The organism is Lapidilactobacillus concavus DSM 17758 (genome assembly GCF_001435835.1).
In the GTDB taxonomy this organism is placed as follows: domain Bacteria; phylum Bacillota; class Bacilli; order Lactobacillales; family Lactobacillaceae; genus Lapidilactobacillus; species Lapidilactobacillus concavus.
This window is the reverse complement of record NZ_AZFX01000038.1, coordinates 95221-108160: the sequence shown is the minus strand read 5'-3', so window position 1 is coordinate 108160 and position 12940 is coordinate 95221. Positions and strand designations below refer to the sequence as shown.

The following is a 12940-nucleotide window of genomic DNA, read 5'->3' as shown; positions in this document are numbered from 1 at the left end:
ATTTGTGAAGCCTGATAGGCTATATCTTGTAAGACTTAACAGTCGGGAAAACTTGATTCAATTGGAGGCTAGTATGACAAAAACAGCTTTAAAGAAAGGCTTTTTGTGGGGTAATTCTGTTTCTAGTATGCAAACTGAAGGCGCCTACAATGAGGGCGGCAGGGGGCCGTCTGTTTACGATATTCGCGAAGCCGGCGAATATGTTTCAGATTGGAAAGTCGCAACGGATGATTACCATCGTTATCCAGAAGACTTCGATTTAATGCAGGACTTAGGCATGAATTGTTATCGGTTCCAAATCTCATGGAGCCGAGTACAACCTGACGGTGAAGGCGACTTTAATGAAGAAGGCATTCAATTCTATAGCGATTTCATTGATGCGCTGATTGCACGTGGAATCGAGCCCATGATTTGCCTGTATCATTTCGATATGCCATTGAATCTCGCGAAGAAGTATCAGGGATTCATGAGTCGCGAAGTAGTCGATAATTTCGTCCGTTATGGTAAAAAAATGGTTGATGTTTTCGGTGATCGCGTCAAATACTGGCTCACTTTTAACGAACAGAATCTGTATTCAATGCCTGGTTGTGCCAAAATTGCCGGAGCACTCGAAACGCCTGAAACGTTGGAAAATATTTTAAAAATTACGCACCACGTGATGCTGGCACATGCACAAGTTGCGAAGTACTTGCATGAAACGACCGACGATCAAATCGGAGGGATGTTAGCCTACACTGAGCTTTATCCTGCAACATCAAAACCTAAGGATAATTTTTACACGGAACAGATTAATCAGTTCTACAACTATAATCTGTTGGATGCATTCAACGGCAAAGGATATATTCCTGCTTATCTCAATCTAGTGGCGCAGAACGATTTTGACTTTATTCAACCCGGTGATTTGACGATTGTTCAAGATCAGTACAGCGATTTTCTACCGTTCAGTTATTACCGTTCAACGACACTCAGTGCAGATGAAATTTCCGACTTAAGCGATCTTTTGCAACATTCTAGTAACTTCTATCAGGATAATCCCAATCTGAAAACAACCGAGTGGAATTGGCAGATTGATCCACTTGGCTTCCGAAATATTATCGTCAAGATGTGGAATCATTATCGGAAACCAATTTTTCCAATTGAAAACGGCATTGGCGTGATCGAAGAGTGGGATGGTCAAAATGAAATTCAGGATGATTACCGAATTGCTTACCATCGTGATCATTTACAAGCGATGAAAGATGCCATTGAAATTGATGGTGTTGATGTTGTTGGTTATCTCGGCTGGGGTTTGATCGACATTTTAAGTTCACAGGGCGATATGCGCAAGCGTTATGGTGTTGTTTACGTGAACCGTACCAATCATGACCTGCGTGATCTCAAACGTTTTCCCAAGAAGAGTTATCATTGGTTGAAACGTGTGATTCAAAGTAATGGGGCAGATTTATCTGAATGACACGCGTTGCCACTTTAAATAAAAAACTGTCGAAGTGAAAGGGAGTTACAATTTTGGAACCATTATTTCTCAATCCATATTTTCAAGAAAAAATCTGGGGCGGCCGTAAACTAGCAACGGACTGGGGCTATCAATTGCCGGAAGGTAAAATCGGCGAATTCTGGGCAATTTCAGCGCACCCACATGGTCCTAGCACGGTAAAAAATGGCCCTTACAAAGGCTTGAATGTTGCTGAACTCTGGGATCAACATCGCGAGCTTTTCGGGAACGTCAAGGGCGATGTTTTTCCACTTTTGACTAAGATTCTCGATGCTGAAGCTAGTCTTTCTGTTCAGGTTCATCCAGATGACGCTTATGCTGAAGAACATGAACATGAGTTAGGAAAGACAGAATGCTGGTATGTCTTAAGTGCAGAGCCCGATTCTTATTTGATCTATGGTCATCATGCTCAAACCCGTGATGAGTTGAAAGAAATGATCGACAATGGCGATTGGAAGCACTTATTGCGCCACTATCCTGTTAAAAAAGGTGATTTCGTCTACGTGCCAAGTGGAACGATCCATGCCTTGAACAAAGGAATCGTTGTCTTGGAAACACAGCAAAGTAGCGACACGACTTATCGTCTGTACGATTACGATCGCGTTGATGAGAAAACAGGCAAAAAGCGCGACTTACATCTTAAACAGTCGATTGATGTCACCACCGTTCCTCATGTCGATCCCCAATTAGATATCAAAGAGAAAAAATATGGCGACTCTTACGTGAAGACTTTCGTGACTGCACCTCTGTCACCCTTCTTCAGTGTTTACGAATGGTCGGTCAATGGCGAGTTAGCTCTCGAACGTGGAACAGCGCCTTACACGTTGGTTTCTGTCGTTGATGGCAAAGGTTCAATCACTTGTGATGGCCAGACCTATGAAATCAGCAAGGGTGATCATTTCATCTTGCCATTCGCAATTAAGTCATGGCAGTTAAACGGTAAGTTACAAATTATTGCTAGCGAAGCTGGCGCAATTGCTTAACGTGTTGTGGCAAGTTGCTTGATTTAAAAGTATGACAAAAGCGCACCTCATTGAACTCGTGTAATCAGGAGATAATGAGATGCGCTTTTCTTGTAGTGTTGTAACGGTAAGCTTTGATTACCAGTTTAAATGAGCTTTAATTTGAGCAAGTGTGACGTCTTTCGTGCTAGGGAAATTAATTTTAGCGGCATGCAATTGTAATGCATCACCGATACCGACAGAAATTTCGCCGGCATCATTGATACTGGTGATTCCGGCTTCAGAGTCTTCCAAACCAACGACTTGTTCTGGCGGCAAGTTAAGAATCTTTGCGGCCTCAGCAAAAATATCTGGTGCAGGTTTACCTTGTTTAACTTTACTTGGATCAACAACACCAACAAAGTAATCCGAAATTTGTAATTTATCAAGAATGAACGGCGCATTCTTCGAAGCAGAAGCAATGCTCATCTTGAGGTCGTTAGCTTTTAAGTCGGCTAAGAATTCGTGCATCCCAGGTAAAACATCATCGGGTGTCAAGGTACTGATTAATTCCTTGTAGTGGTCATTCTTACGCTTAGCCAAAGCTTCCTTCTCTTCATCGCTGTAATTATCTGCGACACCTTTGGAATTAAGGATCAGCATCAAACTACTCATGCGATCGATACCTTTGATGCCAGACTCAAGTGCTTCGGTCCAGGGAATATCTAATTCATCGGCGATTTGACGCCAAGCTTGAGAATGAAATCTCGCAGTGTCAGCAAGAACGCCGTCAAGGTCGAATGCGAAGCCTTTAATTGTATCGAAATTTGCCATTAAAATAATTCCTCCTAGTATGATTTAATTTTTAGTAAAACTTGGTTGGTTAAAATTACCAAGCTCACTCAAATAATTACTCAGCTTAGGTGACTAAATTGAGATCGATTTTGAGATGCCTGCCTGTAAATTAACCTCGTGTCCTAAAACGAGCACGCTGGTATCATGGTCTGCTTCAATCATAACGTTTTGCTGAGTGAATTCAAAGTTTAAAAGGACATTTCTGAAACGTTGACTGAATTTAAGATGCTCCCAATTTGCAGGTAATTTTGGATCAACTGTCACTTGTTCGCCTTGTAGGTTTACACCGGCAAAATCGTTTTGAATGACTGCAAGTGTTTCACCCATAACGCCGATATGAATACCTTCAGCAGTGGTTCCGCCTTGAATATCATCATAGTCGGATTTGATTGCTGTTTCTAAGAATTCAGCTGCGCGTTTCGTCTCATTCAAGGCAACATCGATGCCTGCAAAAACAGGACGAGAAGTCGTGGAACCGTGAACTGTCCGAGCTAGATAATAGTCGCGGTTAATCGATAGCCAATTTTTAGGCAATGCATAACCTAATTGCTTCGTAATCAAATCATGGGTCAACTTAGCATCAAAGTTGTACATCAGCATTAAGAAATCAGCTTGTTTGTTTGCCTGATAGTCATTTGAATCTTTGCTTTCAGCCTTCAGCAAACGGTCAACACGATGAATATCGCCATACTTCTCAGCATAGGCTGCAAAGTCTAATTCTTTGAGTTGGAAATAACCGTCATATTGTTCCACGATCCCATCATCGTTGATGGAAAGTGCCAGATGGTGTGCGACTTGCTTTGCTTTTTCGAGTAACGAAGCATCAAAATCATTAGAGGACGCTGCTTTATCGAAATCAACTTGTTGACTGTGCTCCAAGTCCAATAACCAATTTAATGCCCAAGCTAACATAATATTCGTGTAGGCATTATCTTTAATTCCGGCTTCATTGCTGTTTGGATAAGCTTCATGGAATTCATCTGGGCCCATCACGCCAGCCAAATGATATTGACCGTCTTGTTCAGTGACCTTGTTCAACCAAAACTTGCTGGTTTGTAGAAGCACGTCCAAGCCACCATTATTCAATAAACGATAGTCATTGGTAAGATGTGTGTAGATCCACATATCATAGGCAACTGCCAATGAAACGTGGCGCTGCAATCTGGAATTATCGGGAATCCAGGAATTATCGACTGGATTAAGATGAATAATTTGTGCCTGTTCATCGCCGTACATCCCAGATTGCCATGGATACATCGCACCGGCTTCATTTTCGGAAGCAGCGTTTTTCTCTGCAGCTTTAAGACGCTTCAAACGATATTGCAGGATGTCGTACGCTGTTTCAGGCTCGTTGGCTGCATAGTAAGGAACAACGAATAGTTCATCCCAGAAGATGTGTCCGCGATAACCTTCTCCAGTAAGCGCGCGTGACCCGACTGAGGCGTCTAAATCCTTATTTGCAAGATGTTGTGCGGCTTGGTGTAGATGGAAAATATTCATCCGGACTAGCATTTGTAAGTCTTTAGTCGAACTCTTCAGCACAATATCATTGGTTGCCCAAACTTGTTTCCAGTATAAACGACTCGCGTTTAACACTTTCGTAAATGTCGTCGTTGACAAAGCATTCTCGACAATTTCTAAAGGTGTTTTGCTCTCATAACTGGTTGCAACTGCCATGACACGTTCAAACTGTTGTGGTTCATTGGCCTTTAAGTTCACGTCGAGGTGATCGGTCACTTGTTGAGCCTGATAATTCGTGGCTGCGACTGAATCTTGGTGAGTCAGATTTGCACCGACAATCAAATCAATTTTAGAGGCTAAGGTTTTTGCATGCAGATAATGATCTTGCGTTTTGAGAACTTCAAATTCTTGCGAGTTAAAATCGCGATAACGTTTGACGTTTTGGTTCGTAACTGTGCCATCAATCAATCCAGAAACAGTTAGTTTTGCATCGAAGTCTGCAGTAATTGTTAGTTGCTCTGCGAATTGATGATAATTGACTGGGTCTAAGACTTTTACACTCTCTAAGGTAAATGAGCCTTGAGCAAGCTTGAACTCAAGCTGTTCCGTCAGTTTACCTGTTTGCATGTCTAGAATAGCTCGACGTGCACTTGGGTTGAAATCGATCGGCTGACCATCAACAGCCAAACGGATTAATTGCGGATTAGGCAAGTTAACCATATCTTCGTTGATGACATCTTTGCCGGCAACGGGAGTAGAGGTTTGGTTGAAGACGCCCGCAACGTATAAGCCGGGATAGTTGTCATCTGTGAATGTTGCCATCACGGGTGCACCACGCCACCCAAGATAACCATTGCTTAAAGTCAGTAGCGATTCTTGCCCGTAAGATTCCACACCTTTCGGCAGGTTCGTGTAAACAATCTGCCAATCATTCGTTGTCATGAAATTCCTCCTTAGCTGTTCAAGCGTTTTATTTTGGCTTGACGTGAGAAAATCTGAATGATCAAGGTGCGATCATTCAGATTTTCGAGTTTTTTTTGATCCTTTTTATTAAAGCAGATTAGCTATTAACGGCATCTTTGAAGACGTTCTTCTTCTGAGCATCTTTAGCGCGATCGATATCGCTGTCTTTGAATCCCCAGAGGTAAACACAGACAAAGGAAACAACAATCGTGATCACACTAGCAATGACAAATGCCCAAATATTGTTAGGGTTTGTCTTCGAGAAGAATGATGGAAATCCGATCAGTGAACCTGTGAATCCAAACATATCGATATTCATTAAACCGGCGACTAAACCACCAATGGCACCACCGATATTGGACATCCAGAAGACTTTACCGTATTTCAAGTTAATCCCATACATTGCAGGTTCTGTAACACCGGCGAATGCAGAAAGTGCACCAGCAAATGCCAAGCCTTTGATGTTTGCACGTTTTGATTTTACCCAAACAGCAAGTGCACCGGCACCTTGAGCAATCATCGTAAAGTTAACTAAGGCGTTCAAGACGGAGTGACCAGTTGAAGCAATATCGTTTGAAATCAGAGGGACAACCATCCAGTGTAAGCCAAAGATAACTAAGCACTGATAGAAACCACCGATAATGAAACCGGCAATTGCTTCATTAGTTGTGACTAAGAAGTTGATGACTGCAGCAAGACCTGCGGAAACCAAAGAAATCAGTGGCCCGAAGATAACTAAAACGGCTGCAGAAACGATGAACACTGTGAATAGCGGTTGGAAGATTGAGCGCAAACTAATTGGCAAGACTTTCTTGAACCAATTACCAACAGGACGTGCCAACCAAGCTGCAAAGATAATTGGGAAAATTGAATAAGTGTACTGTGGGATGTGAATTGGGAGACCAAAGAAATTAGCATTCATTGGAATTCCGAATAGCGTTGACATTCCTTTGGTTGGTGCTGCCCACAAAGCGGCAACTGTCGGGTGAATTAACACACCGGCAATTGCAGCAACGATGATTGGGTCAGACTTCAATTGCTTAGCAGCAGTATATCCAACTAAGATTGGCAAGAAGTAGAATGCTGAATCACCCATGGCATTGATAATAATATATGTGGTCGATTTTGCATCGATCCAGTTTAAGTTAAATGTGAATAAGGTCAAGAATCCTTTTAAAATACCTGATGCGGCAAGTAAACCAATGATTGGAATCATTGATCCAGTAATCGTTCCAATCAATAGCTGAAAACCACGAGTGATCCAACCCCAGAGTGTTTTGGGACGTTCTTGCTTAGCATTTGCAGCTTCAGTTGCAGCAATTGCTTCTGAAGTTGCTTTTTCGTCGACAACACTGTTACCTAATTGTGCAACAACAGCATCGTAAACGTCAGGAACTGCAGGCCCAATAACGACTTGATATTGGCCAAGACCAGCGTTGTATAATGCGCCCGCAACGCCGTCAAGTTGTGAAATCTCATCTGTCTTAGCTTTCTTCTCGTCCTTCAAATAAAAGCGTAAACGTGAAATACAGTGAATGACTTTATCCACGTTGTCTGCACCACCAACATCTTTAATGATGTCAGCTGCGAGCTCTTTGTAATCTTTGTTCGCCATAGTTATTTCCTCCTAAATGTTCGTGAAACTATTTCGCAGTGGCTTTACCAATAACTGCGCCACTTTGATTAGCACCATAATTGACATCCAAATTTGCGAGGGCATCGTTCGTGTTGGTGATTAAGACCAGAACAACATCGTCGAGCCCGGCTGCTTTGATCTGTGCCCAATCGACGTTAACGAGTGGATCACCACCTTTAACGACCTTGCCAACCTTCGTTAACATTTCAAACGGTGCGCCCTTGAGTGAGACTGTATCGATACCTAAGTGAATTAGAACTTCTAGACCATCGGCACGCTTCAAACCAACGGCGTGTCCTTGGACCAGAGTAACTTCGCCAGCCACCGGTGAGACGATGGTACCAACAGAAACATCTGGGTTAACACCGAAGCCTTCCCCCATCATTTTTTGTGCAAAGACAGGATCAGAAACTGTTTCGAGCTTAACAACTTCTCCTGTAATTGGTGCATACAACTGATCATCATCAGCTGGTTTTTTACCAAAATGGAACATAGCAATTATCATTCCCTTCATTCGTGACGGCGAGCAAATTCAACGCTACTGAATTTATCCGCACGGTGACGCGATTCTGTATAAGATAAAATACGGTTATCTGAGAGGCGTGTTTCGCTGCGGACGACCAAGATCGGCACGTACTTTTCGATACCGAGGTATTTCAAATCGTCGTAATCGGCCGATTCGACTGTGATGTGCTTAATGGCGTAATTGATCTTCAATCCCAAATCATGTTCGAAATAATGAAATAAAGAATTAAGGGCGGCTTGCTTGGGAATATCGGCTGCAACCTGCTCATTAATGTAATCATAGTCGACGATGGTAGGCACTTGGTCGACTATTCGACGACGCACGATCAATTGAGATTTAAGTGATGGCGCTCCGAACAATAAATTTTTCGGAACATCCACGTGATCGGTCATCTGCAAAATGTCGTTTTCTGAATGCAGATGGTTATTGGCAACAAGCTCCTTGTAACTTTCAATCCTTGAAAAGGGGAACGTCACACGATTGGAATTTAGCACGATGCTGCCTTTACCACGGATTGTCTGGATATAACCTTCATCGAAAAGTAATTTGACGGCACGACGCACGGTCTCACGAGATACTTGGTATTGCATAACTAGTTTAGTATCGCTAGGTAATAAGGCCCCCTCTTGATATTTTTTCGATCGAATATCACTTAGTAGATCACGATAGATTTTTAGATATTTTTTCATCGATACGCTCCCCAACATTCATATTAGCACAATGTGATAAGGCTTACATATGATAACGTCTCGTATCCTTGGAAAAAAATAGACAAGTTGGACGCCACCATAATAGTCAAGGCAATCAAAACTAGACAAGTTTTTTTTAAAAAGAAAGTAAAAAATCGCGTCGATTATAGACGTCTCAAAATTAAAGCGCTAGCTAAATTTGAGACGTCTATATCGACGCGATTTAAAATTTTTCATTGCAATGAAAATACAGTGGCTCTAACTGAACAGCCGTTGATAAAGTTCAGTGATAGGACTCTGATTGTTCGTTGCATCTAGAACTAAATTGGCGGCCTGTTTAATTTCATTGACGCTATTTTGGACACAGACGCCCATTCCTGCAGCATTGATCATGGAGAGGTCATTACTATTGTCACCGAGCGAAATGATCTCAGAAGGGGCAATACCGAGCTTTTTACCTAACTCTAGTGAGGCAATCCCCTTATCAATTGCGGGCGGATTGAATTCAACATAACGAGAAGATGAATAGGCAATGGTCATTGGTGCAGAAATTTGTTCGGTGGCAAGTTGACGGAAATCAGCTAATCTTTGCTGATCGAGATTTTTCATGATGACTTTAACAATCGGTGTATTCACGAATTGGTCCAGATTAGGATCATCAAGTTCACGAGGAATAACTTTGCGTGAACGGATGTATTCACGTTCTTCTTCATCAATGTTGCTGACGTAAACATCATTCAGCGTGTAGACGTGGATACCTAGATTAGGTTGTTTCCGCGCCAGTTGGTAAAGTCGATCGGCAATCTGATGATCTAGGTAATGACTCGCTAACACATTGTTGTGCTCATTGTCGACAATGACGCCACCGTTGTAAGAAATCACATATTGGTTGGGCTGACCATAAGTTCCAATTTGCTTGAGTAGACCAGTCATGGACGTGAAACCACGACCACTATTAGGCACGAACTTAATTCCAGCAGCAGTTAATTGTTGAATTGTTTCAACGTCTTGCGGTGAAATTTCACCTTGATCATTTAACAGACTTTCATCTAAGTCACTGACGATTAATTTATACATGATGACCTCACAGAAAATTTATAGTTGTGCTGTAAAACTTTGTGTTTTGGTTTGGAAGAGCCAATCGATGAGTTGTTGGCTGACAATCGGTGTTTTATCCACGATAAATTGTGCAACAGAGGAGCTAATATATTGTGAGGTAAACCAAGTGGGTTCAATCACGTTCAGAATTGATAAGGCAAGAAAGATTCCTAAATACATCATCAGCGCAGCTAGAATTGCACCAGCCAAACCGTTTGCTTGTTTAATAACAGGTAGCCAAGTGACGGCGTGTGATAGACGGCCAAGCCAACGAATGGTGAGATGGCCGACAAACATGATTAACCAAAAGGCAATTGTTTGTGCGATAAAATGGGCGAGAGGGTCAGACGGATCACCCTGCTTCGTGAGTCGCAATAAGACATCGCCTAATTTTGCATCGTAGAATAATCCAAGTAGGAAGACGAATATGGTACCAATTGTATAAAGCAGCTCTTTGACCAGACCACGCTGATAACCACGGTGAAGCGCAATAATCAGCAAAATAACAATGATAATCGATAAAATCATGGCATGTCCACTTTCTATAGTTAATAAGCCTAGTTTAACAAGTTCAATTGAATTTGCAATCAAGCTTGAGACTTATTTTTCAGGAAAAATGGGAAAAAAACGAAAAGTGACTTTAAAGTCATTGACTTTTAGGTCACACGCATCTATAATCACTCTGTTATTAAATTTAATGGCTTTAAATCTGGTTAATTAAGGAAAGCGGCTAGTATGGCTGATCAAGTAATTTTAAATGTTAAACATTTGCAAAAGAAATTCGGGAAGTTTCAAGCTTTAAGTGACATTAATTTACAAGTTCATCAAGGTGAGGTCGTTGGTTTTATTGGACCAAATGGTGCGGGGAAATCGACGACGATCAGAACAATTTTGGGCATGTTGAAGGCTGATCGAGGCGTCGTTGAAGTTTTTGGTGAGGATGCTTGGTCAAAGGCCGTTCAAATTCATCAACGGTTGGCCTATGTTCCCGGGGATGTTTACTTATGGCCTAATTTTACGGGCGGTCAAACGATTGATCTCTTACTCAGAATGAATCGCCAGCGCCATAACGCTAAAACGGATGAATTGATTAAGAAATTTGAATTGGATCCAACTAAGAAAAATCAATCTTATTCAAAGGGGAACCGTCAGAAAATTGCGTTAATTGCAGCACTTTCTGCGGATGTTGATTTTTATATCTTTGATGAACCAACGTCTGGGCTGGATCCTTTAAACGAAGTAATCTTTCAAGAAGAAATTGAACGTCTTAAAAATGAGGGCAAGGCAATTCTGCTGTCGAGTCACATTCTCTCCGAAGTTGAAAAAATGGGAGATACAATTGCCATCATTCGTCAGGGGAAAATAATTGAATCTGGTTCTTTGACGGAGATGCGCCACTTGACGCGTACAAATGTTAGCGTAGTAGCTAAAAAAGAGTTATTGATCTTGAAACAGCTGTCTAGCGTGCATCAATTGACTTTGGCAGGCGACTTACAAAACCAAGCTGAATTTTCAGTCGATACGGATGATTTGCAGTCCGTGATGCAAACATTGATGTCTGCAGAGATTGTTAATTTACAGATTGCACCACCAACGTTAGAAGATTTGTTCATGCGTTATTACGGCGATACGGATGCTAACAAGGGAGTGAAGACGCATGCTTGATAATTTGTTTGCCCAATCTGGCCGTTTATTGTTGATTAACTTGAAGCGGGATCGCTACAAGATTTTAATTTGGTTGTTAGTTCTTGTTGGCCTAATGGTAGGCTATGCTTCAAAAATTAGTGTGATTTATGCGAGTCAGAATTCGGTAAACGCATTGATGGAGACATTGCGTTCACCAGCGATGATTGCCGTTTTAGGTGTGACACCTGCGCATGTAAAAGTGACTGAGGCGATTTTATTTGCAAGCGAGATGCTTGTTTTCATAGGCCTGTTTTATGGCTTGGCAAGTTTGTTGTTAGCCGTTAATTTGACACATGGTGATGAGGAACAGGGTCTCACAGAATTAATTCGTGCGAAGCATGTTGGACGTCAATCGACGTTGGTCGCAGCATTTTTGGAATCGGTCGTCTTTAATTTCTTATTGTTTATCCTTGTTGGTGCTGGCTTGCAGGTTGCAAATATGGCTGGGAGTCAAACAAACGGGAACTGGCTGGCTGCCGCACTCCTATCGGGGTTTGGACTCTTGTTTGGTGTCGTAGGTATTTTGATGGCACAGATTGCTAGTGAAACGAGAACAGCACTCACATACTCGGTTAGTTTATTAGGATTAACTTATTTAGTTCGAATGGTGATCGATGTTAAAAATCCTGATAACAATTGGTGGTCACCACTAGGCTGGCTTGAGCATGGATCGGTTTACCATGAAAATAATTGGTGGCCAGTTGTACTGCTTGTTTTGGCCACGGCAGTTGTGTTATTCATTTCGTTAGTGGCAAGTGCACATCGCGATATTGGTGCCGGCTTAATTGCCGGGCGAGCCGGGAAAGCAACGAGTCGTTTCTTGCGCGGTCCTTTGACAACACTTATTAAAGTTGATGGGAAGAGCTTTTGGTCTTGGTTGTTCGGCGCATTTATTATGGGATTGATGTACGGCTCTATTTTTAACAGTATTACCGATGTTCTGAAATCTAACCAGTTCATGTCTAAGATGTTTAGCGATGCGATGAAAAGTAGAGCCAGTGATGCGTTGCTCTTGCAATTTTTAGCAACGTTAGCGGTGGTGTTTGTCGTCGTTGGATCGATTCGCGGTGTGATGCTAGTTAATAAACTAGATAGTGACGCTAAGAGTGGCTATCTCGAACCGCTTTTGGCCCGTTCAATCAGTCGGCTACGTTTATTTAGTATTTATGTAGGTTATGCGTTGATCAACGGCTTGGTCACATTTATTGCCGGGGTTGGCGGTCTCTATGCCGGTAATTTAGCGGTGATGAGTAAACATCCACTTGCCTTTAAATATTTCTTGCGATTAGTTGATGGTTATAGCGTTACAATCGTCGTTATGATTGCACTTTCAGCAGTAGTCATTGCTTTCCAACCACGGTTAAAAGGCCTACCACTTGTTTATGCAGGCATTGGGTTTGTCATGATGTATTTCCGAAGTATCTTCAAGCTGAAGGATTGGGTGATTCAACTTGTTCCTTTCGGTTGGATGCGTAAAATTCCGGTGAAGCCAGTTGACCAAGCAACTTTTCTGGGTTTATTGATTGTGGCCGTTGTATTATTATTAATTGCAGGCATTAGATTTAGACAACGCGATCAAATCATGAATTAGGA

11 protein-coding genes are annotated in these 12940 nt (G+C 42.0%); 4 read left to right on the top strand and 7 right to left on the bottom strand.

What is annotated here, in order from left to right:
* The first annotated feature begins 73 nt into the window (after positions 1–73).
* Together FC15_RS04280 and manA are read left to right on the top strand one after the other, a co-directional pair.
* On the top strand, positions 74–1453 hold the full coding sequence (locus FC15_RS04280) for a glycoside hydrolase family 1 protein (RefSeq protein WP_057824300.1): 1380 nt from the start codon (positions 74–76) through the stop codon (positions 1451–1453).
* 50 nt (positions 1454–1503) lie between these two features.
* The gene (gene manA / locus FC15_RS04275; RefSeq protein WP_057824298.1) at positions 1504–2475 is read left to right on the top strand and encodes a mannose-6-phosphate isomerase, class I; all 972 of its coding nucleotides are present in this window, start codon (positions 1504–1506) and stop codon (positions 2473–2475) included.
* A 117-nt stretch (positions 2476–2592) separates the two neighbouring features.
* Here the strand turns inward: manA and pgmB are convergent, their stop codons facing one another.
* The 7 genes from pgmB to FC15_RS04240 form a co-directional block, all read right to left on the bottom strand.
* The gene (gene pgmB / locus FC15_RS04270) at positions 2593–3267 is read right to left on the bottom strand and encodes a beta-phosphoglucomutase (RefSeq protein WP_057824296.1); all 675 of its coding nucleotides are present in this window, start codon (positions 3265–3267) and stop codon (positions 2593–2595) included.
* 93 nt (positions 3268–3360) lie between these two features.
* Positions 3361–5691 carry a glycosyl hydrolase family 65 domain-containing protein gene (locus tag FC15_RS04265; protein WP_057824294.1) on the bottom strand — a complete coding sequence of 777 codons (2331 nt, stop codon included), beginning with the start codon at positions 5689–5691 and terminating at the stop codon, positions 3361–3363.
* A gap of 118 nt (positions 5692–5809) precedes the next feature.
* The gene (locus tag FC15_RS04260; RefSeq protein ID WP_057824292.1) at positions 5810–7327 is read right to left on the bottom strand and encodes a PTS transporter subunit EIIC; all 1518 of its coding nucleotides are present in this window, start codon (positions 7325–7327) and stop codon (positions 5810–5812) included.
* 28 nt (positions 7328–7355) lie between these two features.
* Positions 7356–7841, bottom strand: a complete 486-nt coding sequence (locus tag FC15_RS04255; protein ID WP_057824291.1) for a PTS sugar transporter subunit IIA — start codon at positions 7839–7841, stop codon at positions 7356–7358.
* 17 nt (positions 7842–7858) lie between these two features.
* A complete protein-coding gene (gene treR, locus FC15_RS04250) occupies positions 7859–8563 on the bottom strand; it encodes a trehalose operon repressor (protein WP_057824289.1) in 705 nt (234 codons plus the stop codon).
* A 258-nt stretch (positions 8564–8821) separates the two neighbouring features.
* On the bottom strand, positions 8822–9640 hold the full coding sequence (locus FC15_RS04245; RefSeq protein ID WP_057824287.1) for a Cof-type HAD-IIB family hydrolase: 819 nt from the start codon (positions 9638–9640) through the stop codon (positions 8822–8824).
* A gap of 18 nt (positions 9641–9658) precedes the next feature.
* Positions 9659–10189: a CvpA family protein gene (locus FC15_RS04240; protein WP_057824284.1), complete on the bottom strand. Its 531-nt coding sequence runs from the start codon at positions 10187–10189 to the stop codon at positions 9659–9661.
* A gap of 207 nt (positions 10190–10396) precedes the next feature.
* On the opposite strand from FC15_RS04240, the gene FC15_RS04235 reads away from it, so the two are divergent.
* Both FC15_RS04235 and FC15_RS04230 read left to right on the top strand, forming a co-directional pair.
* A complete protein-coding gene (locus FC15_RS04235) occupies positions 10397–11326 on the top strand; it encodes an ABC transporter ATP-binding protein (protein WP_057824283.1) in 930 nt (309 codons plus the stop codon).
* Positions 11319–12938 carry an ABC transporter permease gene (locus FC15_RS04230; RefSeq protein WP_057824280.1) on the top strand — a complete coding sequence of 540 codons (1620 nt, stop codon included), beginning with the start codon at positions 11319–11321 and terminating at the stop codon, positions 12936–12938. Before FC15_RS04235 ends, FC15_RS04230 begins: the two co-directional genes overlap by 8 nt.
* Positions 12939–12940: the final 2 nt, after the last annotated feature.

What these genes read in the sequence shown, in the direction of transcription:
- FC15_RS04245 (WP_057824287.1), bottom strand. Translation starts at nt 9,640, where the DNA reads ATGTATAAATTAATCGTCAGTGACTTAGATGAAAGTCTGTTAAATGAT.
- FC15_RS04230 (WP_057824280.1), top strand. Translation starts at nt 11,319, where the DNA reads ATGCTTGATAATTTGTTTGCCCAATCTGGCCGTTTATTGTTGATTAAC.
- FC15_RS04240 (WP_057824284.1), bottom strand. Translation starts at nt 10,189, where the DNA reads ATGATTTTATCGATTATCATTGTTATTTTGCTGATTATTGCGCTTCAC.
- FC15_RS04255 (WP_057824291.1), bottom strand. Translation starts at nt 7,841, where the DNA reads ATGTTCCATTTTGGTAAAAAACCAGCTGATGATGATCAGTTGTATGCA.
- FC15_RS04235 (WP_057824283.1), top strand. Translation starts at nt 10,397, where the DNA reads ATGGCTGATCAAGTAATTTTAAATGTTAAACATTTGCAAAAGAAATTC.
- FC15_RS04280 (WP_057824300.1), top strand. Translation starts at nt 74, where the DNA reads ATGACAAAAACAGCTTTAAAGAAAGGCTTTTTGTGGGGTAATTCTGTT.
- pgmB (WP_057824296.1), bottom strand. Translation starts at nt 3,267, where the DNA reads ATGGCAAATTTCGATACAATTAAAGGCTTCGCATTCGACCTTGACGGC.
- treR (WP_057824289.1), bottom strand. Translation starts at nt 8,563, where the DNA reads ATGAAAAAATATCTAAAAATCTATCGTGATCTACTAAGTGATATTCGA.
- FC15_RS04260 (WP_057824292.1), bottom strand. Translation starts at nt 7,327, where the DNA reads ATGGCGAACAAAGATTACAAAGAGCTCGCAGCTGACATCATTAAAGAT.
- FC15_RS04265 (WP_057824294.1), bottom strand. Translation starts at nt 5,691, where the DNA reads ATGACAACGAATGATTGGCAGATTGTTTACACGAACCTGCCGAAAGGT.